A 22,067-nucleotide genomic window follows, 5' to 3' on the forward strand; every position below is an offset into this window, starting at 1 on the left:
GTGCTCCTTGGGGAAGTCGGAGGGATGTCTCAGGCGTCCGCGCTCGCAAATCGCCGCAACCCACCCTCTAGGCTTGCACTTCTCCGCCGCCCGCCGCTGGCGAATGCGGCTTTATAAGACCTCTTCCGTCGAATTCGTGGTCTGCACCCCGCTGTCCGCGACGCCGCGCTGCTTGCGGTACCGGTCCAGCCGGACGTCCAGCGCCTGCACGACCGACTCGTTCTCGTACGGCGCCAGCAGCTGGCGGGCCCTGGCCATCTCGGTACTGAGCCGCACCGAACCGGCCAGCGTGGCCATCCGCGCCGACTCGGCCAGCGCCCGGCAGGCCGCCGGGACGTCGCCGAACTGCACCTGGGCCTGGGCCCGGCGGGCCAGCGCCATCGCGTTGTTGTGCAGGTAGGCCGGGTTGAACCGCTGCTGCGCCAGCGCCCCGGCGTCGGCGGCCTCCACCGGGTGCCCGAGCAGCAGGTGGCACTCGCTCTCCCGGGCCCAGTAGAACGCCGGGCCGTAGAAGCCCCAGCGCTCGGCGGCCGGCTCGGCCCAGTCGATGCGCTGCATCTGCCGGCGCTCCCGCTCCAGCGCCGCCAGGCTGCGCGCACCCTGCCCCGCCGAGGCGTAGACCCGGGCCGTCATGTCGGCGGCGTAGGCCTTGGCCCGGCGGCTGGGGCTGCGCTTGGCGGCCTCCTCGGCGGCCTGCGCGTGGTCGATCGCGGTCTGGTGGTCGCCGGCGGACATGCTCAGGTGCGCCTGCGCGGCCAGGATGTTCGCCGCGAGCTCGTAGTCGTCGGCCTGGTAGGCGGCCTTGCGGGCGTCGTCGTAGTAGAACCGGGCCGCGTCGTCCTGGCCCATGTTGAACATCATCCAGCCGAGCAGGTGCGACAGGTCGCCGTAGACGACCCAGGCCTGGCCGGTCAGCCCCGCCGGGGCGTCCTTCACCACGGATTCCATCATGGCGCGCATCGCGAGCCCGGTCTGCACTGTCGCGGACGGGCCCAGGGCGGCGTTCTGCTGGCGAAGCCCGCCGACGATCAGCCCGGTGTTGTCCACCATGGCCGCGTCCACCCGGCCGGCCGGGGTCGGCAGCGCCTTGTCGCCGGCCAGCGGCGCGGCCGCGGCGACCGCGAACAGGCTGCTGAGATTCAGCAGCGCCGAGCGCCGCGACAGGCTGTTGCCGCCGTCCGGCGGCTCCATCAGGGAGCTAATCTGGGCCGCCGAGGACATCGCCGCCGCCGACATCGACGACAGCAGCTCGCCGGGGTTCGCACCGAGGTCGTCCCGGACCGGCGGCGCCGGCGGCGCGCCGAAGTACGGGTCGAACCGGACCTCGGCGCCGGGCCCGGAGGCGGGGGCCGCAGCCGCAAGTGCGTACGGCTGCGGGGCATGGCGGGGCGGCCCGATCAGGCCGGCCGGGCCGGGCTCGCGCACGTTGCTGAACACCGGCCGCTTCTTGGCGCCGTAGTCGTCCAGGTCGGACAACAGGTCGGCGACGCTGCACTCGTACAGCTGGGCCATCCGGTCCAGGACCTCCAGCGACGGCGAGTAACCGGTGGAGCTGGGCCAGGCCTCCCAGTACGAGAAGTTCTTGAAGGTCTTCGGATCCTCCGGCCAGCGCCGGTTCCACCGCTCGGCGGCCTCCGGCTGGGTCCAGCCGCGGGCCTGCCGCAGCGCGACCCGCGCGTTGACGTGGAACCGCCGCTGGAACTCCCGGCCGATGTCCGCCCAGGAGTGATCGGTGGCCCGCAGCTGCTCGGACAGTTGGGCCTGGATCTGCTTCAGGCTCCTGGGTTTCCTGCTCATGATTCGGCGATCCCTGCCTCGGCGGGCGGCCCCTGTACCGTCCGGACCCGTCACTCGCTGTGCATCCCGTACGTCGAATGTGGCGCGCTCCCACACCCGCGGCAGGACCGGGGCCTTTTCCTCCCAGCCGAGCCGGGAGAAAATGTCGGTTGCCGCATTGTCCCATCGGCCGGCGCGATGATGTGGACCAGTTGGTGTAACCGAGGCGGACTTCAGGAGGACTCGCCGTGCGAACGACTCAGGAGTCGGAGAACTGGGCGGTCGAGTTCATCCGGACCGACGGGGAGGACCAGTCGGTGGAGGACGGCTTCGCCAGCCGCGGTGACGCCGAGTACTACGGGCAGTGCACCTGGTCCTCGCCGGGGGGTAGAGGCATCGAACAGGTGCGGGTGCGGCAGCTGCCGCGCGGCCCGTGGATGCCGGTGGCGCCGGCGTCGGTGTGCGGGGGGATCCGCCTGTAGCGCCGGCCTGCCGGGGGATACCGGGGCGCGTTCGCAGTCCGCGTCGCGGTGTACGGGGATCCCGGGCCCGTTCGGGAACGACTTCTTCGAGTCGGCCCCGGACGGGTCAATTGTGTGTTCGGCGGGGTCTGCTTCGTCGGTGTCGTGTGCGGGGGCTGCGTGGGCTGCATGAGCTGCGCGGTCGCGACGAAGCCGCCGCGCTCCCCAAGCCCAGGAAGCGCGACGGCCGTCGAAACCCTATCGGACCAGGCCGGTCATTCACTCCGTGACCAGGCCTTGGAACACCTTCCGCAGCAACGCGTCCAGCTGCTCGCGCTCGCCCTCGTCCAGCGGTCCCAGGACCTCGTCCTGAACGCCCGCGGCCTCCGCGTCCAGCTCGGCGAGCAGCGCGCGGCCGGCGTCGGTGAGCGTGACGGTGATGCGCCGGCGGTCGGCGGCGTCGCGGGCCCGCTCGACGCTCCCGGCCCCGGCCAGCTCGTCCACGATCTTGGCCATGTCGCTGGGGTCGATCGCCAGCCGGGCCGCGAGGTCGCGCTGCACGTGCGGCCCGAAGTCGGCGAGCGCCGCCAGCACCGCGTGGTGCCACAGCCGCAGGCCCCGCCCGGCGAACCGGCCGGCCAGCCGGCCGCGCGCGATCTTGCCGGTCCGCGACAGCAGGTAGGTGGTCAGGCCGGTCAGCGAAGGCGGCGCGGCACGCAGGTCATCCATGGTATGACTATAGGCGCCAGCCCATCATGGGTGAACACCCACTAATTTGGAGGCGCCATGGACGCGCTGCACTCCCGCCTGCTGGTCACCGGTTTCGCGGAGATGTTCGACTTCTACCAGGCGGTCCTGCCCGAGCTGATCGGCGCGAAGCTGATGAAGGGCGGCCCGCAGGGCCCGTACGCCAACTGGGACGTCGAGGACCAGGCCGCGCTGGTGCTGTTCGACCGCGGGGCGATGGCCGTCCTGGCCGGGACCGCGCACCTGTCGGCGACCGCGGCGCCGGCGCAGGACCGCACGATGTTCGTGTGCCGAGTCGATGACGTGGACACCGGCGCCGAGCTGTGCCTGCGGCACGGGGCGACGCCGGTCGTGGGCCCGACGGACCGCCCGGAGTGGGGCCCGACGCTGCGGACCGCGCATCTGCGGGATCCCGAGGGGAACCTGATCGAGCTGCAGTCGTACGAGGGCTGATCACCCGTCTGGGCCAGTCGGGCCAGTCGGGCCGGTCGGGCCGGTCGCGCCAGTCGCGCCAGTCGCGCCAGTCGCGCCAGTTCTAGGCCAGCACGGAGGACTCCCACCGCAGCGTCCGCGGCGGGTTCCCGACGTCGATCCGCGCCGTGTACAGCGCACCCTCCGGCCCGATCGCCGCGACCACGATCCGGCCGTGCGCGTCCACCGTCAGCGAGGGGTGCAGGATCGGCCCGGGCCCGCCGCGCCAGCGCCGGACCCCGTCGGGCGCGCCGACCCGCGGCTGCCAGACCACCTCGACCAGCCCGCGCTGTCCGCGCTGGGCCAGGAAGACGCCCCCGGCGTGCGGCTGGATCGCGACCACGCCGAACCCGCCCTGCCCGCCGAGCGCGACGCCCTTCTCCGGCGGCTGCCAGCCGCCGCCGGACGGCCGCGACAGGACCGTCAGGACCCCGCTGTCGGCGGCGCGGGCGGCCAGCAGCGCGCCGCCGCCGCGCACCATGTGGACCGTCGGCGGGTCACCCATCGGAGGGAGGGCCGCGTGGCTGGGGCGCGGCTCGCCGGAGGCATCGATGCGCCAGGTCCAGAGCACGTGGCCGACGGCGTGCAGCTCGACGTCACCCTCAGGCGTGACCGCGGCGGTCAGGCCGTCGCGGACCCGGTGCCCGCCTATGTCGCGCCAGCCGCTCCAGCCCGCGCCCGGCTTCGTCAGGTCCCGGTGGCGCCAGGAGACGGACATGTCGGCATCGCGGGCGAAGACGTGGAGCACGCCGCGGCCGTCGACCACCGCGGTCGGGCAGCCGACAGCCTGGCAGTCCCTGGTCTTCGCGCCGGTCGGGGTGCCGAGGCCGGTCCAGGGGGTGAAGCTGCCGTCGGTGCGCTCGCTGCAGACGACCACTTCCTGGGACCAGACGCCCCGGTCGGGGTCGGTGGTGGCGCGCAGGCCGACGAGATGCGCACGGTGCGAGGGGTCGACTGCGACCACCAGATGAGGGGTCAGCGACGAGGCGGTGTCCGGGTCGGGGTTGGCGGCGGAGCCGGGCCGGAACCGGCCGCTGCCGCGTGCGGTCTCCGTCCACATCACGGCGCGTCCGCCGACCGCGGCGAACGCCCGCAGCCGTCCGTCCGGCCCGGTGCCGAGCCAGCCGGTGCTGCCGACGTGCCGCAGGTTCGTGCTCTGCGACCAGCCGGGGCGGGCCGCGTCGCCGCCGACGGTGGTGTCGCCGCAGCCGACAGGGTCGCCGCACTTGCGCCGGTCGGCCCAGCCGTAGACGCCCAGCAGGCGCAGCTTCTCGCGGCCGCTCAAGCCGCCGAGGTTGTGGCGCCAGCGGGCGTTTCCGTAGCCGACGTAGGAGTCCAGGGTGACGGCGGAGGGGCCACGCCGGGCCCGGTGGTCGGCGTAGGCCGCATAGGTGAACCAGGCGGTCGCGGTGTGGTCCTCGTTGTCCGTGTGGACGCCGGAGTCGGTGAGCCAGGCCCGCTCCTTCGGGCCGGCGCCGCGGCGCTCCGGGTCGGGGTCCATGGTGCGCACGACGGTGGGCTGGTAGCGGTCCATCAGGTCGGTGAGGGTGCCGACCAGCTGGTCGCGGGTGTAGACGCCGCCGGTGATCGCGCTCTCGCTGGGCTGCAGGACCGGGCGGGTGGTCTCGGTGCCGTGGAAGAGGGCGGCCAGCGGGGTGTGGTTCGTGTCGCCCGGGGCGGACCCGGTGTAGGCGCCCATCGAGATGTCGAGGAAGACCAGCCGGACCCGAGCGTCGGCCGCCAGCTCGCACAGCTCCGCCTCACCCCCACGGGTGACGAGCACGCTGCGCCGCCACGGTGCGTCGTCCTCCGCCCCGGCCATGCGCGCGTAGGCGGAGCGCAGGCCGTGCTGCCGTGCCGCCGCGAAGGACGCCCCGCCGCCGGCCTCGGCCGCGGTCAGCACGACGGTGGTCACCTCGCCCCCGGTCCGCACCGAGTCGGCGATGTCCGGGTTCATGAAGTAGAGGTCGTCGTCCGGATGGGCGACGACCTGCAGAAACGCGACCCGGCCGGCAAGCCGCGCCGGACGCTCGACCATGTCGGACTCGGCGGTGGTGACCCCGGCGTCGGCGCCAAGCGCGCCGACCGCCAGTGCCCCCATCCCAAGCAGCCCGAGCTCGCGCCGAGACAAGTTAGGCACCCTGACTCCTGTGTGGCTGAATTCCCCGCAAACCATAATCGGGACGCGGGGGACAGCCCGGAGGTTGTCTCCGGAGTCAGACCGGGTTGCCCTGGAAGTCACCCGTCACGGTCAGGATTCGCGCGCACACACGGCGGCGCCCCCGATCCGTGGTTGGATCGGGGGCGCGTTTGCGCGTTACGCGTTACGCGTTTTGCGCTTTGCCTCTTCGGCCTCAGACCTGCCCGGCCTTCTCCAGCGCGCTGCAGCAGGTGTCGACGATCAGCCGGGTCACGACGTACGGATCGACGTTCGCGTTCGGCCGCCGGTCCTCGATGTAGCCCTTCTTGTCCACCTCGACCTGCCACGGGATGCGCACCGAGGCACCGCGGTCCGAGACGCCGTAGCTGTACTCGTGCCACGGGGCGGTCTCGTGCTGCCCGGTGAGCCGCTCCTCGATGCCGGAGCCATAGGCGCGCACGTGCTCGGCCGGCTTGTCGCCCTCCCCCAACGCCTCGCACGCGGTGATGATCGGATCGTACGACTCCCGCATCGCCTTGGTGGAGAAGTTGGTATGCGCCCCGGCCCCGTTCCAGTCCCCCTTGGCAGGCTTGGCATCAAACGAAACCGACACCCCGAACTCCTCAGCGACCCGCAGCAGCAGATAGCGCGCCACCCACATGTGGTCGGCCACCTCCACCGGCCCCGCCGGCCCCACCTGGAACTCCCACTGCCCCGGCATGACCTCGGCATTGATCCCGGAGATGGTCAGACCGGCAGCCAGGCAGTAATCCAGATGCCGCTCCACCAACTCCCGCCCGAACACCGCACCACCCCCGACCCCGCAGTAATACGGACCCTGCGGCGCCGGAAACCCACCACCCTCCGGAAACCCCAGAGGCCGCGCACCCCGGAAGAGCGTGTACTCCTGCTCAATCCCGAACCACGCCTCCTGCTCAGCGAACCGCTCAGCCACCCCCCGAGCCGCCGCCCGCGTGTTGGAGGCATGCGCCGTGAAGTCGATGTCCTCCACCTCACACAAAACAAGCACATGAGCCCCACCCCGCACCGGATCCGCGCAGGTGAACACCGGCCGCAGCACCCGATCCGAAGAACTCCCCTCGGCCTGCCCGGTCGAGGACCCGTCAAAGCCCCACACCCCCGGCTCAGCACCGTCAGCAAGCACCCGCGTCTTCGACCGCAGCCCCGCCGTGGGCACCGCCCCATCAATCCAGATGTACTCAGCCTTGTAGACCATCCCGCACCTCACCAGAAGACCCGACAAAAAACGGCCCCGCACCCCGAGCGCCCCCACCATCGCCACACCCCGAGTCCCCACCGTTTCAACCGTGTTAACGGCACATCAACTGACCCACGATCACCCCCCGACGACCCACCGTCACCCCCCACACCCCGCCTGACCTGCACGAAAGCCCCCCAGCGATATCGATTTTCGAGGAAGGGCGTCGGGCGTGTACTATCGACAACGTCGCAAGCGCGCGTAGCTCAACGGATAGAGCATCTGACTACGGATCAGAAGGTTAGGGGTTCGAATCCCTTCGTGCGCACGTTCGAGAAACTGCCAGGTCGGCTCGCTGACCTGGCAGTTTTCGTTTGAGCCGGATTCGTAACGCTCACTGTCCTACTCCAAAACCCGGCCACCGGGCGTGACCTGGGGATTCAAGCTGCTGTTTGATACTCGTTTATCAAGCCTCCGAGCCGTTTTCGACGGCGGATCTCGTCAGTAGGCACAGGCATCGGGATCACGTTGGATCGATCGTTCGGGGCGCGCAGCGCCATGCCGTTGCCTTGGTGGGACCGACCAGCGTTGTAGTGCTCGAGGTACTCGCCCAGGACCCGACGCAGATGGCGCTGCCCCACGATGAGGAGCCGGTCGCAGCATTCGCGGCGGATCGAGCCGATCAGCCGCTCGGCGTAGGCGTTCATCCGCGGTGTCTGTGGCGCGGTCAGCAAGATCTCGACGCCGATGGAGGCGAACACCGCGTCGAAGGCGTCAGTAAACTTCGCATCCCGGTCCCGGATCAGGCGGGTAAAGCGGTGGCCGGCCTGCTCCAAATCCGCGGCGAGTTCCCGGGCGACCTGAGTGGCCCAGGCACCGGTCGGATGATCGGTGACACCCAGCAGATAGGCCCGGCGGCTGCCGATCTCGATGACGACCGCAGCGTCCAGCCGTTTCAGCATCACGGTATCGACATGCAGAAAGTCGATCGCCAGGATCGTCTCTGCTTGGGCACGCAGGAATGTACGCCAGGCATCATCACGCCGATCCGGTGGCGGAATCCTGCGTGAACGAAGGATTCGACGGATCGTGGAGGCGCCGACGCGGTGCCCGAGCCGGCGAAGCTCGCCCTGGATCCGCACCGTGCCCCAGCTCGGGTTCTCGGTCGCGAGCCGGACGATCAGCGCCACCACGTCGTCCAGGATCGGCGGACGGCCGGGCGGCTTGGCCTGGCGCCACTTGTTCGCGATCAGCCGGCGATGCCACCGCAGCAACGTGCCAGGGGTCACCAGCCGGTGTGCCCGCAGCGGCTTCGGTAGGACCCTGGCCAGCGCAGACAACAGCGCCCGATCAGGCCAGTCGATCCGCGGCTTAGGATTGGTCCGGCGCAGCACCGCAACCTCATGCCGGAGTACAAGTAACTCCGCGTCCTTCGATGCCGAGGACCGGGCCAGCAACACCAGCCAACCCAGCACGGCCACAAGGATCCGGTACAGCAGACGGACAGCCACGAAGCTTGATCCTCCCAGATGCCCCTTCGCAGGTCACGCCCGGTGGCCGAGTTTTGGTGTAGGACAGGCCGCGCAGCGCCTTGGGCAGAAGCTTGGACAGCGCCGCGAGCATCGCACGGTCGGTCCAGGCGAGCCTCGGCTTCGGATTCGTGCGGCGCAGCACCGCCACCTCCTGGCGCAACACGAGTATCTCGGCGTTTGCGCCTGCGATCGGGCCAGCAGAGCCAGCCATGACAGAACGCTCACGAAAATCCGGTACAGCAAACCGACAGCCACAGACCCGATCGTCCCACGGCATCACCCCAGGTCCGGGGCAGTGGCCGAATTACTGACCAGCACAGGCTGGGCTCACCGCTACAACACCCGCCGCCGCCACTCCCACCTCGGCCAACAATCACCGATCAACTACGAGAACAGCTTGATCCCCACATCGGCTACGCTGCCCAGAGCCGCATAACCCGTGTCCAATCTCCGGGGTCAAGCCCCCATCACCCCAGGTCCGGGGCAGTGGCCGAATTACTGACCAGGACAGGTTCAGGACTGAGCGATGCGCGACCAGAGATGAGACGAGAGGAGATTGGTCGTCTCGATTGGCGGCAAGCCGTCGTCGAGGCCGCGCAGTTGTTTGTATATATCGCGCATCGCGGCCCTATCCGCGATGAGATGTTTGGTTGCCGCCTTCTCCAGGACGGTGAGCGTGCTGACCAGAATGATCGACCCTACGGCCTGGCCGTCGGATCGTAGCCGCCTCAGCCGGTCGCACTCTCTGGTGGCCGTCCGCGCTCCTTCTCCGTCGTCGATGAGCACGGTCACGGTCTCGCCGGCCTCGGCTGCAACTACGGCGTGCGCGATGACCATCGTCTCGCCTAGGTCTTTCGAGCGTGTCAGGCGTACTGCCATCGGTTGCTGGGCGAGCCTGTGGACAACAGCTGCGAGTTCGGGTGTCTGGTCGTCGGAGAGGATCTGCATCCAGGTGGGTGTCAGCTTGCGCCAGACGGTTGCGGCAGCTTTGAAGCGCTCATCCTGCCGCGCCTTGCGCAGCACCTCGTTCTCCACGCACTCCGGGGCGCTAAGGGATCCCAAGGCGCCGATGAGGATGCGTTCTTTCCTGATGGACAGGAAATTCAGCCCTGGTCCAGCGTCGATAATCGGCCGGTGGCTCACCCCGCGTCTTCCTTCGCCGCTAGGTCATCACTGCCGTCGTCCGGTGCATCGAGAGCCTCGTCCAGGGCTTGCAGATCCACGTGCACTTCGGGCAACTCGCCTACGTCGGCCCATGCGACAGGCCGGGCAGCGGGCACGACGCCCGCCGCCCGCAGGTCCGCTTCGGCAGCTTCCGCCGTGATGCCGCGCAAGGTGGCGATGGCTTGCGCGGGCAGCACCTTCTCCACGTAACCCCTGATCGCGCGGGCGAGCAGCCGTTGCGGTGCCCGCCGCTGATCGGAGTCGGCTTGCAACGCACGATACTGATCGCTCCATCCGAACCGGGCGGCCAACTGGGGCGCAGACAGGCCCGTCCATGCCTCTTTGGTGACGGCGTCGATGTATCCGGCCTGGTGCAACGCGATGGCGGCGATCACCGGTGACACCAGGAAACGCTGCACGACCGCAGACAGGGTAGATTCGGCCGTCGTCTGGGTCCCGAGGAACTCACGCAAACCCGCAGCGGGCACAAGCAGATGCCGCGCAAACGCATCGGCCCTGATTTCCGCGGGACTGCGTTGGCCCCAGTTGCCCGCGTCGCTATCCGTCCAGTCCTCGAATACCACGTGGGCGAGCTCGTGAGCGAGCGTGCTGCGTTGCCGCATCGGGTGGCCGGTGCGTGCGACGCCGATGAACACGGTGCCGAGCGCCGGGTCGCGCATCGTCAGCCCGTGCTCGTCCGGGCCCGCGTCGAGTACCGCCACATCGATACCGGTGGCCTGCTCGATGACCGCCACGAGGTCACCGAGGGGCTGCACGCCAAGGTGATGCTCCTGGCGAAAGCGCTCGGCCGCGGCGCGCCCTTCGGCTTCGGTGTTCACGCTCTGCTCTCCGGGTCAGACCGTGGCGGGGATGGCCAGGTCGTTCAGGTAGTCGTCCAGTTCCAGGAAGTTCAGCAGCGCCTCGCGCATGCGGTCCATGCCGGAGTGGTTGGTCGCACGCGCCGCGCACTGTGCCCGATCGGCCACCGTTCTAAGCCCGGTGAGCTGGGCGACCGTGTGTCCGGTCGCCCACGCGATCGCCACCACCTCCGGCATCTTCACCTGCCGATCCCCGGAGATGATGCGCGAGAGGGTGGGCTGAGAAATGCCGGTCGCATCCGCGAGGGCGCGCTGGCTCAGGCCCGCGGTGACACGGGCGCGATCGATGAGCGCACCGGCCTTGATCGTCATCACAACCCTCCCAAGATTGAATCATGATCGCGAAACTTGATTCAAGTATAGGGCAAGCGCCACACACTAGCCAGAGCTGTGGGTGCCTGCCAGTAGTGCGTCCTTATTCGTGTTGCCGGGCTATGACCTGGGACGATGTATGGCTGGGTCAGGCTGCCCGGTGGTTGTCCTAGTCGAAAACGCTGATACCGGCACTGACCTGGGTCTTCATGCTGCGGGATGGTATTCGTTGAGCAGTCCTCCGAGGCGTTGTCTCCTGTGGATCTGACCGGGCTGGGTGGGGAATCGGAGCACCGCAGCGTCGTCGTCCGGTGCGCGTAGTGCCATGCCGTGGCCTTGGTGGGATCGGCCGGCGTTGTAGTGATCGAAATACTCCGTCAGCACCCGCTGCAGGTGGCGTTGGCCGATGATGAGGATCCGGTCGCAGCATTCGCGGCGAATGGAGCCGATGAGCCGCTCCGCGTAGGCGTTCATCCTGGGTGCCTGGGGCGCGGTGAGCAGGATCTCGACGCCGATGGAGGCGAACACCGCATCGAAGGCCTCCGTGAACTTCGCGTCCCGGTCACGGATCAACCGGGTAAAGCGGAGGCCAGCTCTCGGGCCAGTTGCTTGGCCCAGGCGCCGGTCGGATGATCGGTGACACCCAACAGATAGGCCCGGCGACTGCTGACCTCGATACCGACCGCCGCATACAGCCGTTTCAGCATGACGGTGTCAACATGCAGGAAATCGATCGCCAGGATCGCTCCGGCCTGGGAGCGCAGGAACGTACGCCAGGTGTCGTCGCGCCGGGACGGCGGCGGGATCCGGTGTGCCCGCAGGATCTTGCGGATGGTGGAGGCAGCCACGCGATGTCCGAGCCGGCGCAACTCGCCCTGGACACGAACGACCCCCCAGGTGGAGTTCTCGGTGGCGAGCCGGACGATCAACGCCACCACGTGATCCGGGATCGGCGGGCGTCCCGCCGACTTGGGCTGGCGCCACTTCGCGGCAAGCAGACGACGGTGCCAGCGTAGGAGTGTGCCGGGAGTCACGATTCGGTGTGCACGCAGCGCCTTGGGCAGCAGGCGGGACAGCGCGGCCAGCACAGCCCGGTCCGTCCAACCGATCCGCGGCGTCGGGTTCGACCGGCGCAACACCGCGACCTCCTGACGCAGCGCGAGTATCTCGACATCCTTCGACGCTGAAGACCGGGCCAACAACGCCAACCAGGACAACACCTGGACCAGGATCCGGTACAGCAGTCGCACAGCCACGAGCACCGACTATATGCGCCGATCACCCAGGTCACGGCCGGTATCTGAGTATTCGACCAGGACAGGGATCCGACACGAGCGTCGGTCGGCTCAGACGCGGCGTGGACGACGTCCCGCAACACGATCTGCAGAGTCTCGGTGACCATTTCGTTTGAACGGCCGCAGCTCAGCCTCTTGCGGGTTGCGCCGCACGAAGTCTCGTCGCACAGCAAGCAACAGATACGAACGGGTATTCGACGTGTCCAACAGCACCACCGCCCGGATCCTGGCCAGCTCCAGACCCCGGCCTTCGGACAGCATCCGCACCAGGCATCGCCGGATCACGAGACCACCTTGGCTGTGCCCGCTCAAAACCAGGCGCTCAAATCCTGTCGGGTTCCAAATCGACCAGGACAGGCCCCGCACCCTGAAGCTGCCGCCGGGCGCTCAGCCCTTGCCAAAGGCACGCCCCGATCGCGACGGCGTGGGCCGGTTCTGCCGACGCCGTCGCGAATCCGAGCACTCCCAGTTGCGCAACGCCCGCGGCTGCTGCCGCTCAGGGCCGCGACCTGACGGTCTTCAGCGCTCTGAAGGCCGCGCGGCACTCGCGCGAGGCATCCCCGCACGTGCCGATTGTTCATCCGCTCAGGTCAGGCAGCAGGCTCGTAGCCGTGCAGGACACTAGTGGTTCGACGCGGTCTCCTGCTGTGTCGCGTTGGCCGTTACGCGACCGCTGACGTCGCGGAGCATAGCGGCGATGTTGCGGAGCTGGGCCTGGTAGTCGGTGTCCCATTCGTGGCGGAACGAGTCGGCGTCCGGGCCGAGCCACTGGAGATTGGTCAGTTCCGTGTGGAGGGCGCTGGTGAGGATGTCGATCTCGTGGGCTCGGTCGCTCAGGTGACCGGCCAGAATGCGGCCCGCTTCGACGTCCATGCCTTCGACGTTGGACATGCTTGTGTCGCCTCGTTTCTATCTCTCGGGATCCGCCCTGGAGGTCGGATCCGGGTCTTGTGGAGGTGGAGCGGGCCGCTCACCACTGCGTTCGACCGACCTGGACCACCGTCGTCTTCCCCGCCGCTACGTACAGGCCTCGTCCCGGCGGGAAGTCCGAGCGGGACAGTCCTCGGGGAAAGGTGGTGCGGAAGTGGACGTAGTCCGACGCGCTCGCATCCGGGGCCAGGGCCAGGCCGGTCTGCCGGGATTTGGCCGCCGCCGTGAGCGCGGCGGCGGCGCCGCCGAGCGTGCTGGACTCGCCTTCCATGACGAGGAAGTGCCTTTGGGCCGCGCAGTGCCGAGCCAGCGCTGCCAGCGCCATGTCCGCAGGGCCTCCGGCGAAGTCCGCGACGTTCTCGACGAACACTCCGACGGGATGCGTGAAGTTCTGCTTCGCCAGCTGCTCCAGCAGGTTCTTGGCGACATCTGCGGCCGACTCGACGTCCAACGCCTCGTCCGACCAGATCGGTGCCTGCGCCCACGGCGACCGGATGTCACCAAAATGGTACAGCCGAGCATCGGGTCGCCAGCGGTGAAAAGCGGCCGCCAGGGTCCCGACCGTGCCGGTGCGTCCGGACTGGGGCGGCCCACAGACCAGCAACGCGCCGGCCGGGTCGAAAGTCAGTGGTTCGAGGGTGTCCGAGGCCACTCCGAGCACCGGTCGGCCGTGGACTTCGGCCGGTAGGTCCTCCAGCGGCACCATTTCCGGGAGTCTCCGGATGGGTGGAATCCGCGGCACGTCGAGACTCGTCATCGCCGTGGCGATCTTCCCCACCTCCGCGGCCTGCGCGGCTGGTTCCGGGCCATGTCCGAGAACCGCGACCTGAATCTCCATCCCGTCGTGGAGTCCTCGGCCGGGCGGCGAAGCCGCGGTCAGTATGTTCATCGGCAATCCGATGTGCCCGTAGGCCTCCTGGTCGGCGAGCCGCAGCACCACCTTGGCCTGCATCGCGGCCGCCAGGCTCGACGGGATCGTCTGCGGCCGATCGGCGGTCAGCACCAGATGGACGCCGAACGGGCGGCCTTCGGTGGCTATCCGGTTCAGCGCCTCAACAGCGAAGGCATTGTTCGCATGCTCAGCCTGGAAGCCAGCCATGCCGTCCAGCAGCAGGAGGATCCGGGGCTCCCGAGGTCGGCGCGCCCGCTCGCGGTAGGCCGTGATGGTGCCGGCGTCGATGGCCGGATACCGCCGCGCGCGATCGGCGATCGTCTCCAGCAGCATCCGCAGCAGGCGGGTGAGCCGTTCGCGATCGTCGCCGGAGATGATGTCGACATACGGCAGCGGCTCAAGCATGCTCAGTCCGCGCGCTCCGAAGTCCAGCCCGTAGACCTGGCACGGGTGGTTCTGTCCGGCCAGCCCCGCGACGATTGCCAGGGTGCGCAACAGCGCGCTCTTGCCGGACCCGCCGGTGCCGACGACTGCCAGGTTGCCGTGCCGGTCCGGCTCGAAGGCGACCGTCACCCGGTCCTGTCGCGACGGCCGGTCGGCGATGCCGAACACCAGCGCCTCGCCCCGCCGCGGATCCGGGTCCGGGTCCGCCACCAGGTCCAGCAGGTTGCAAACCGGTTCCAGGGCGGGAAGCCAGGGCTTGCGCGGCGTTGGCAGCGCCGCCTTCGCTCCTGCCGCGGAGATGGCCGCCACCAGCCGGTTCAGGTCTGTGGCCTGGTCGTCCCGGTACTGTTCGGGGCGCTCGGCCTCCCATCTGCGGACCGGGCCCACTCGGAGCTCCTCCACGACGATGTCCGGCGGCTCTGGCTCTTGTGACGTCCAGCCGCCGGCATAGCCGGTCTGGAACCGGACCAGTCGCCCCGGACCGGTCTTGGACACTGCCCGCCCCGGTCGCGCGGCGTCGAAGAACGCGGCATCCGGGGATCCCAGAACGTTGACGCTGTCCTCGACATCCGCGGTCCGGAGTGCCAGCCGCAGGTTGGTGTTGGCCCGCAGGTTGTCGTGGATGACGCCGGCCGGCCGCTGGGTGGCCAGAATCAGGTGCACCCCCAGTGAGCGACCGCGCTGCGCGACGTCGATCATGCCGTCGACGAAGCCCGGCAGCTCCTTGATCAGGGCGGCGAACTCGTCGATCACGATCACCAGGCTCGGCGGCGCGTCGCGTGAGCCGCGCTTCTCCATCTCCACCAGATCCTTCGCCCGGTGCCCGGCCAGTACCTGTTCACGCCACCGCAGCTCCGCGCCGAGCGAGGTCAGGGCCCGGCCGGCCTGGTGGTCATCGAGGTCGGTGACCAGGCCGACGGTGTGCGGGAGCCGCTCGAAGTGACTCAGCGCCGACCCGCCCTTGTAGTCCATCAGCAGGAACGTCAGCCGCTCCGGGCTGTGCGCGGTGGCCATCGCCAGGATCCACGACTGCAGCAGCTCGCTCTTGCCGCTGCCGGTCGTGCCGCCGACGAGCGCGTGCGGCCCGTCGGCCCGCAGGTCCAGCGCGTGCGGACCGGAAGCCGACACGCCGATCACAGCCCGCAGCGAGCCGGCCTTCTTCACCGGTTGCGCCGGCGCGTACGGCCCGGTGACGATCGAGCGGTTCGCCAGCCAGCTCTCGACGACCCCTTCCGGGGTCACGCTCGTCGGCTGTTCTGGCACCGCCAGCAGCGACAGCGACGGCGGCAAGTCGCTGTCGTCGTCGAGCCGCGCCCCGATGTCGGTCAGCGATGCGAGGGCCCGGGCAGTCGCCGATGCGCCGCGCTCGTCGAGGAGCTGCACCGCGACCGGGTCGATCTTTTCACCAGCGGTGATGAACACCGCCGTTCCCCGGCTCGGACCGCCGGATCCCGGCGCCGCCGGGTGCACCCGCACCACGGTGCGGCACGCCGCCGGCAGCCTGAGGGTGTCCTCGGCGAGCCAGACCACATATACACCCACGTCCCGCCCGCGCTCGGCGATGTCGACGAGCTGGGCGTGCTCGGCCACGGTGTCCGATTCCACCACGATCAGGACCGCCGGCAGCACCGGCTCGTCCTTCTCCGTGCGGCGCCGGATCAGGTCTTCGAGCGCTGACACCAGCGCGGCCGTGTCGACGGTGCCGGAGACCAGGTGGCGGCGCGGGAGCGGACTGTGCGGGGATGTGGTGTGCGGCAGCCACTTCAGCCAATCCCACACCCGGCTGCTCTCTCCGGAAACAAAGGCGGCCACCACGAGCTCGGCCGGGGAGTGCAGCACGACGGCCTGCGCGAGCACCGCGCGGGCGGCCCCGAGCACGGCCTGGCGCTCCCCCGCCAACCCGAGCGCGCCGTCCTCGCCGAGCCGCACGACCACGGGCAGCCCGTCGACGAACCGGAACGCCGCCACCGCGGCGAACAGCTCGGCCATCAAGTCCGCCGGCAGGCCGCGGGCGGCGGGCAGGCCGACCGTGCCGCGCGAAGGCAACCGCCCGACGCCCAGCCGGATCTCGCCGAAGCCAGGGCGCCCTGGATGCCGCGACCACAACAGAGTGCTGCGCCGCTCCGCCGCCGTCAGGCAGTCCTCCAGGGGCGGGTGTTCCCGCCCGCGCACGACGGTCTCAGTCTTGACGGCCGCCGCCATCCGGGCGACCAGGTCCGCCGTCTCGGCGCGGAAGGCCCGCAGTCCTCGCTTGTACTCCGACCGCCCGGACCTGATCGACTCAACGGCCTGTCCGATCGCCATCAAAGGGCTGAGAGCGACGAACGCGACCGATGCCACCGAGCCGGTGACCAGGTACATCATGCCGCCCACGACGGGCGGGGTCACCAGCGGCAGGATCGGGAACCGCGCCCGGGCCGGCCGCTGCGGCGGCTCCGGTGCGGCGAACTCCTCGCCGTCGAAGTGCGGCGACAGCTGCGGCGAGCGGATGAACCCGACCTCCGTGCCGCCCGGGACCTCCTGGACGGCCTGGGTGACGGTGACCGTGATCTCGGTGTCGCCGAGCTGCACGATGTCGCCCGGCTGCAGCGTCGCCCGCGCGACCGTGGCGCCGGCGATCTGGATTCCGTTCGCCGAGCCCAGGTCGGCGATCTCGGCGAAACGGCCGACGGTGACGCGCGCGTGCTGCCGCGAGACCAGCTGATCGCTGAGCCGCACCGCGCACGCGGCGTCCCGGCCGATCAGACCCTCGCGGCCGCGCAGCTCGATTCGGGTTCCGGCGTCGGGTCCTGACACCACGGTGACCAGGGCGGTCGTCCGGGCCCGACTTCCCTGACGCAGACCGCCGTGGCCCTCGACCCGGACCGTCGCGCCCGAGCGCAGGCCGCTGTCCCCGACGGTGGTCCGGGGGTCGAGCCGACCGGGATCCGGCCCGTCGAGGACGTGCAGGGTCGCCGCCGCCGGCACCGGCCGCGCGCCGGCGCCTCGCGGTACCGGCTCGGAGCGGACCAGGTACTCGGCCAGGTCGCCGATGGTGGCCTTGACGTCCACCGTGATCTGTAGGTCGACCGGGGTGGTGCCGGGACGGTCCAGCGTCAGCTTGATCCTCATCGGGTGCTGCTCCTCCCGGCGACGCCGAAGGCGTACAGGGTGCTGATGCTCACCGCGGCCAGGAGCCGGCGGCGTCGCGAAGACCGTTTCCGCAGCGCGTCGCAGAGCTCGGCGACCTGGAGCCAGAACCCGGCGATCTGCTGCTCGGTCGGGTCGCCAGCGCCGTAGACCGCCGTGTCGACCGCTCGGACCAGGGCGTGGGCACCGTCTCCGTCGACCGCCGCGAGAGTGATGTCCGTCAGCCGCGCCAGGGACGCGGCCTGCTCCCGCCGCGTCGTCCCGATCAGGATCAGGCCCAGGTCGCGGGCCCGGTCGAGGACTTCCTGCCAGCCCGCCGCCATCCGATTGGCCGGCGCGCCGCGGGTCCGTCGCCGGAATCTGCGGCGTGCTTTGAGCCCGGTGATCGTCATAACGATGACCAGGACTGCCAGCAAGGGGCTGCCAGCCAGGGCAGCGGTGCTCAGCGAGGGCCACCACGATCCGGCGCGAGCGATCCGGCAGGCCGGGTCGGCCGCCGCAGCGGCCGCCGATGTGCACGACCGAGGCGTCCCGCCGACCGCGACCGCCCCGGCCCCGGGGTCAGCGGCCACGTCGTGCGGCTTGACCGTCCGGGGCGGCGGGACGGCGGCCGAGCTGGTGTTCTGGGCGTCCTGCGGCGTCTGCGCGTCGGGCTTCTTCGACGGATCCGGCATGAACGAGCTGTCGTACAACGGCACCCACAGGCCGCCGGCGATGTGCACCTCGACCCATGCCTGGACGTCGCGGCCGAACACTTTGCCCTGCCCCGGCCCGTCGGCCTCCGGGACCGCACCGAGGACGACGCGGGCTGGCATCCCGACGCTCTGCGCGATGAGCGCGAACGCCGCCGCGTACTGCTCGCTGTCGCCGACCGGCCGTGCGCCGTGCAGGAACGCCGAGAGCCGGTTGACGCTGTGCCCGGGCAGGTACTGCGTCTCCCCGGGACCGCCGTCGCTGTAGGCGCCGGTGTCCTTGAGATACGTCGCCGCGGCTTGGAGCTGGGACCACGCGTCGGTCCCGGCCTTCGTCCACACCGCCGAGCGGCTGCCGATAACAGATTCTGAAACGCTGTCCACCGGCGGGCTGTCGAAGGGTTGCGGGGCGCTCGACACCGGCGCGGGGTCCACCGCGGTCCGATACACAACGGTGTCCCCGGCGTGCAGGCGGCCTGGCACGATCGCCGACGAGGTGGCGAGGTTGTAGCGCACTGACGAAGCCAGCCGGTCGGCGTCGCCTCCGGCGAACCCGATGTCGCTGACCGTCCCCGCGCCCGGCAGCCACACATCGGTGTCGGCCGCCGCGGCGTAGGCCGGGCCGACCGTGACGCTGACCGTGGTCAGCGTGCTGCCCGAAGCGGCCGGGGTGACCTGCGATCCGACCCGCTGGAAGACTCCCCCGCCGGCGCCGCTGGACGCGCCCCAGACTGATCCGTCGTAGCTGTCGAGCGTGGCGATACGCACCGGCACGCCCTGCGGCAGGCCGCGGACGGTGAACAGCGTCTGGTCCCAGAGCTGGTGGGAGTCCTTGGTGTACTTCCGGAACCCCACGAGCGGGCTCGGGTAGTCGCTGATATCGAACGGCGGGCTGACGGTGTCGCGCAGCACCGCCCGCGACCGGTCGTCGCCGCCCGGCAGGCTGGGGCCGATCACCACGACCACGGATCCGGACACGGCCAGCAGCGACGCCCCGGCGACCACCCGAGTGCCGCGCGTCCTGGTGGCCGCCGAGCCGCGGTTCCGGCTCCAGCGCTGGGCTGCCCACCCGAGCGCCACTCCGGCGAACACCACGATCACCGCCGTGGCCAGCGCCGTGACGTGCGATCCGAGAGCGATCACGACGCCGAGCTCGCAGACCGGCGCCGCGGCGGGAGCGACGGCCAATGCCGTGCGGCGCGCCAGGAACAAGGTGACCGCACCGGTCACCAGTCCGAGGATGAACGGAGGTGCCACCAGGCTGCCGGCGCCGTCGACGGGAGAGACCGTGGTCAGCAGCTGCTTCCAGCTTTCGACACCGGCCAGCGCTGTGGCCTGCAGCGAGGAGCCAGTCGGGACATAACCGCCCAGCGACTGGCCGGGAGCCACGAAGTGGTTGCCGACCAGGAAGTAGACAGCCGTGAGAATGGTGGCCAGAACGAACACCGAGTGCGTGAAACGGGTGACGACGGACACGGCCAGCAGCCCGAGCACCAAGCCGACCAGGCCCGCGACCAGGAAGGACCAATTGCTGTAGGAGGTGTGGAATCCGACAAGCGCGAGTCCGGCCAGCAGCGCGGAGGAAACCGCGTCCGTTGCCGAGCCGGTGTCCGGACGGATCCGCGACCAGGACAGGAAATGAGAAGGGGACAGTGTCACCAGAGATCTCCTTCGGAGAACAGCAACGCCAGGTCGCGCAACGTGTTCATGGTTAAGACCGCCGGCACGCTCCCGGACGCCCCGGTGCGGGCGCCCGGATCGACCCTCAGCAGCGCGGTGCGTGCTGACTGCGGAATGCGCGCCGCGGCCCGGAACAGCTCGCCAGAGTCAGGCACCCCGCCGGTCACCACGACCGCCACCGTGGCGTGCGGCGCCTCGTGGACGCCCCGGTCGACCAGCTCGTCGAGCGTGAGGTCGGTCGGCAGCGCCCGGGCGCAGACGTCCAGGACCGCGCGGTCCGTAGCATCGGGAGCCGTCCGGTCGCAGACCACGACGCTGGCCTCCAGCTCGTTGTCCAGCGCGCACAGCGCCAGCGACGCCGCCGCCGAGATCGCGGTCTCCAAATCCTCACCGTCCCGATAAGCCGCGGTCCGGCCGTCGACCACGACCAGCAGATGGGTACGGCGTGTCTCCTGATACTGCCGCACGACCAGGCCGGTGCCGGTACCCAGGGACCGCGCCCGGGCCGAACTTCGCCAGTGGATGTGCCGGGGGTCGTCCCCGGGCACGTAGTCGCGCAGCGCATGGAAGGCGAGATCGCTCGGGGACAGCGCATCCGCGGTGCGGCCCTCCAGGTCGTGCATGCGGCCGACCCCGAACCCCGGCAGCTCGATGTAGTGCGGGTGGACCAGGATCTCGGTGGCACCAGTCCAGGTGACGGTACGCCGCACCAGGCCGAGCGGGTCGCCACGCACCGAAGTGGCCGGGCCGACGGTGATGACGGACCGTCTGCGTGCATCGATCTCGAAAGGCTCGAAGCCGTGCGCGGCGCCCGGCTTGAGCCGCGGCACCTGGAAAGGCGGTCCCGGTCTCCCGGCGACCGGGATCTCCAGGTCCACCGGCAGCAACCGGCGCTTGCCGATGTTGACGACGCCGACCGCACATGTGCCGGGCTGTCCGATCCGCAGGCGCCGGGGTTCGGTCCGGACGTCGATGGCGAGCTCGGTACGGCCGACGGCGAACGGCAGACTCCCGAGCAGGACCAGCGCGCAGAAGGCCGCCAGCGCCGAGAATTCGACCCAGTGCAAGCCGGCTCCCAGGATCCAGGCCATGGCCGCGCCGACCACGACGCTCCAGCCCAGCGGTGTCACCGCCGCGAGCAACGGGGCCCGACCCACGGTTCGGGTGACGGCGCGGGCGACGATGCGAGGGAGGCTTCGAGCCCTCACCCAGGTCGGGATCCTCGGTCCGAAGCCGCGCGCGTTCCCCGCCGCGTCATCCGCGGCGGATCCGGTCGGCCGAAGCGCTCGCGCGCCCCGCTGAAGAATCGTCATCGGCTGCGCCCCGTCAGACCGCACGCCGCAGCGGCGCCTTGACGTCGATGAAGATGTCGTCGATCACGGTCTCGACGTCGTCGCCGTTCAGCCGTGCCTCCTGGCTGAGCCGGATCCGGTGGCCGAGTACCGGGACCGCGAGCCGGCGGATGTCGTCGGGTGTGACGAAGGGCCGGCCGTCCGCGGCTGCCCAGGTCTTGGCGGCGCGCACATAGGCCAGACAGCCGCGGGTCGACACGCCGAGCTTGACCTTCGGGTGCTCCCGGGACACGTCGGCGATGTCGCTGACGTAGCCGAGGACTTCGTCACGGACCATCACGTGATCGGCCACCCGCCCGAGCTCCTCGACCATCGGAGCGGTGATCGCTGGCTGGACCAGCTCCGTGCGGTCCCGCAAGGAGACACCCGACAGAACCTGCATCAGCGAGTCCCGGTCCGGATAGCCCAGCGCCGTGCGCATCAGGAACCTGTCGATCTGCGCCTCCGGAAGAGGGTAGGTGCCGGCGTTGTCGATCGGGTTCTGCGTCGCGATGACCATGAACGGCCGGCCGACCTCGTGGGTCTGGCCGTCCACGGTCACCCGCCCCTCCTCCATGACCTCCAGCAGCGCCGACTGGGTCTTCGGCGAGGCGCGGTTGATCTCGTCGGCGAGCACGATCGAGTGGAAGACCGGGCCGGGGACGAACTCGAACCGCTGCTGCCGCTGGTCGTAGATCTGCACTCCGGTGATGTCCGAGGGCAGCAGGTCCGGGGTGAACTGGATCCGGGCGCTGGTCCCGGCGACCGAGCGGGCGATCGCCCGCGCCAGCGAGGTCTTTCCGGTGCCGGGCAGGTCCTCGAGCAGCAGATGGCCGCCGGACACCATACAGGTCAAGGCCAGCCGGACCACGTCCTGCTTGCCCAGCAGAGCGACGCTGACAGCGTCCACCATCCGCTCGAAGGCCGCGGCGAAGTGCCGGGCGTCTTCCTCGTTCATGGTCATGCTGCGTTCC

17 protein-coding genes and 1 tRNA gene are annotated in these 22,067 nt (G+C 70.2%); 3 read left to right on the top strand and 15 right to left on the bottom strand.

Going from position 1 to position 22,067, the window contains the following annotated elements:
- Positions 1-111: 111 nt before the first annotated feature.
- Positions 112-1,797: a hypothetical protein gene (locus ABH920_RS31395; RefSeq protein ID WP_370352812.1), complete on the bottom strand. Its 1,686-nt coding sequence runs from the start codon at positions 1,795-1,797 to the stop codon at positions 112-114.
- A 227-nt stretch (positions 1,798-2,024) separates the two neighbouring features.
- Between ABH920_RS31395 and ABH920_RS31400 the strand changes: the two genes are divergently transcribed.
- Positions 2,025-2,258, top strand: coding sequence for a hypothetical protein (locus ABH920_RS31400; protein ID WP_370352813.1), 234 nt, complete (start codon positions 2,025-2,027; stop codon positions 2,256-2,258).
- A 258-nt stretch (positions 2,259-2,516) separates the two neighbouring features.
- On the opposite strand, the gene ABH920_RS31405 is transcribed toward ABH920_RS31400, so the two are convergent.
- Positions 2,517-2,966, bottom strand: coding sequence for a MarR family winged helix-turn-helix transcriptional regulator (locus ABH920_RS31405; protein WP_370352814.1), 450 nt, complete (start codon positions 2,964-2,966; stop codon positions 2,517-2,519).
- A gap of 57 nt (positions 2,967-3,023) precedes the next feature.
- On the opposite strand from ABH920_RS31405, the gene ABH920_RS31410 reads away from it, so the two are divergent.
- Positions 3,024-3,437, top strand: coding sequence for a VOC family protein (locus ABH920_RS31410; RefSeq protein WP_370352815.1), 414 nt, complete (start codon positions 3,024-3,026; stop codon positions 3,435-3,437).
- An 82-nt stretch (positions 3,438-3,519) separates the two neighbouring features.
- Here the strand turns inward: ABH920_RS31410 and ABH920_RS31415 are convergent, their stop codons facing one another.
- The gene (locus ABH920_RS31415) at positions 3,520-5,595 is read right to left on the bottom strand and encodes a PIG-L family deacetylase (protein ID WP_370352816.1); all 2,076 of its coding nucleotides are present in this window, start codon (positions 5,593-5,595) and stop codon (positions 3,520-3,522) included.
- Positions 5,596-5,809: 214 nt separating this feature from the next.
- On the bottom strand, positions 5,810-6,832 hold the full coding sequence (glnII, locus tag ABH920_RS31420) for a glutamine synthetase GlnII (protein WP_370352817.1): 1,023 nt from the start codon (positions 6,830-6,832) through the stop codon (positions 5,810-5,812).
- A gap of 237 nt (positions 6,833-7,069) precedes the next feature.
- Here glnII and ABH920_RS31425 point away from each other — a divergent pair.
- Positions 7,070-7,142 (top strand) — tRNA-Arg (locus tag ABH920_RS31425).
- Positions 7,143-7,254: 112 nt separating this feature from the next.
- Here the strand turns inward: ABH920_RS31425 and ABH920_RS31430 are convergent.
- The 11 genes from ABH920_RS31430 to ABH920_RS31480 all read right to left on the bottom strand — a co-directional run bounded on the left by ABH920_RS31430 (position 7,255) and on the right by ABH920_RS31480 (position 22,057).
- On the bottom strand, positions 7,255-8,325 hold the full coding sequence (locus ABH920_RS31430) for an integrase core domain-containing protein (RefSeq protein WP_370352818.1): 1,071 nt from the start codon (positions 8,323-8,325) through the stop codon (positions 7,255-7,257).
- Positions 8,326-8,859: 534 nt separating this feature from the next.
- Positions 8,860-9,489 carry a hypothetical protein gene (locus tag ABH920_RS31435; protein WP_370352819.1) on the bottom strand — a complete coding sequence of 210 codons (630 nt, stop codon included), beginning with the start codon at positions 9,487-9,489 and terminating at the stop codon, positions 8,860-8,862.
- On the bottom strand, positions 9,486-10,349 hold the full coding sequence (locus tag ABH920_RS31440; RefSeq protein WP_370352820.1) for an ImmA/IrrE family metallo-endopeptidase: 864 nt from the start codon (positions 10,347-10,349) through the stop codon (positions 9,486-9,488). Before ABH920_RS31440 ends, ABH920_RS31435 begins: the two co-directional genes overlap by 4 nt.
- Positions 10,350-10,364: 15 nt before the next feature.
- Entirely contained in the window at positions 10,365-10,700 is a 336-nt protein-coding gene (locus ABH920_RS31445; RefSeq protein WP_370352821.1) for a helix-turn-helix domain-containing protein, read from the bottom strand.
- 207 nt (positions 10,701-10,907) lie between these two features.
- The gene (locus ABH920_RS31450; RefSeq protein ID WP_370352822.1) at positions 10,908-11,273 is read right to left on the bottom strand and encodes an integrase core domain-containing protein; all 366 of its coding nucleotides are present in this window, start codon (positions 11,271-11,273) and stop codon (positions 10,908-10,910) included.
- Complete coding sequence (locus ABH920_RS31455; protein WP_370352823.1) at positions 11,270-11,956, bottom strand: integrase catalytic region; 687 nt, start codon at positions 11,954-11,956, stop codon at positions 11,270-11,272. Before ABH920_RS31455 ends, ABH920_RS31450 begins: the two co-directional genes overlap by 4 nt.
- 660 nt (positions 11,957-12,616) lie before the next feature.
- Complete coding sequence (locus tag ABH920_RS31460; RefSeq protein ID WP_370352824.1) at positions 12,617-12,886, bottom strand: WXG100 family type VII secretion target; 270 nt, start codon at positions 12,884-12,886, stop codon at positions 12,617-12,619.
- A 79-nt stretch (positions 12,887-12,965) separates the two neighbouring features.
- A complete protein-coding gene (locus ABH920_RS31465) occupies positions 12,966-17,372 on the bottom strand; it encodes an FtsK/SpoIIIE domain-containing protein (protein WP_370352825.1) in 4,407 nt (1,468 codons plus the stop codon).
- Entirely contained in the window at positions 17,369-19,741 is a 2,373-nt protein-coding gene (locus ABH920_RS31470; RefSeq protein ID WP_370352826.1) for a transglutaminase family protein, read from the bottom strand. The genes ABH920_RS31465 and ABH920_RS31470 overlap by 4 nt, the downstream gene beginning before the upstream one ends.
- Positions 19,738-20,970 carry a DUF58 domain-containing protein gene (locus ABH920_RS31475; protein WP_370352827.1) on the bottom strand — a complete coding sequence of 411 codons (1,233 nt, stop codon included), beginning with the start codon at positions 20,968-20,970 and terminating at the stop codon, positions 19,738-19,740. The genes ABH920_RS31470 and ABH920_RS31475 overlap by 4 nt, the downstream gene beginning before the upstream one ends.
- 118 nt (positions 20,971-21,088) lie before the next feature.
- A complete protein-coding gene (locus tag ABH920_RS31480; protein ID WP_370352828.1) occupies positions 21,089-22,057 on the bottom strand; it encodes an AAA family ATPase in 969 nt (322 codons plus the stop codon).
- Positions 22,058-22,067 lie beyond the last annotated feature (10 nt).

The organism is Catenulispora sp. EB89 (genome assembly GCF_041261445.1).
GTDB lineage: Bacteria > Actinomycetota > Actinomycetes > Streptomycetales > Catenulisporaceae > Catenulispora.

Bases quoted from the DNA above. Each gene is read 5' to 3' on its own strand.
- ABH920_RS31395 (WP_370352812.1), bottom strand. From the start codon at position 1,797: ATGAGCAGGAAACCCAGGAGCCTGAAGCAGATCCAGGCCCAACTGTCC.
- ABH920_RS31405 (WP_370352814.1), bottom strand. From the start codon at position 2,966: ATGGATGACCTGCGTGCCGCGCCGCCTTCGCTGACCGGCCTGACCACC.
- ABH920_RS31410 (WP_370352815.1), top strand. From the start codon at position 3,024: ATGGACGCGCTGCACTCCCGCCTGCTGGTCACCGGTTTCGCGGAGATG.
- glnII (WP_370352817.1), bottom strand. From the start codon at position 6,832: ATGGTCTACAAGGCTGAGTACATCTGGATTGATGGGGCGGTGCCCACG.
- ABH920_RS31445 (WP_370352821.1), bottom strand. From the start codon at position 10,700: ATGACGATCAAGGCCGGTGCGCTCATCGATCGCGCCCGTGTCACCGCG.
- ABH920_RS31460 (WP_370352824.1), bottom strand. From the start codon at position 12,886: ATGTCCAACGTCGAAGGCATGGACGTCGAAGCGGGCCGCATTCTGGCC.
- ABH920_RS31465 (WP_370352825.1), bottom strand. From the start codon at position 17,372: ATGAGGATCAAGCTGACGCTGGACCGTCCCGGCACCACCCCGGTCGAC.
- ABH920_RS31480 (WP_370352828.1), bottom strand. From the start codon at position 22,057: ATGACCATGAACGAGGAAGACGCCCGGCACTTCGCCGCGGCCTTCGAG.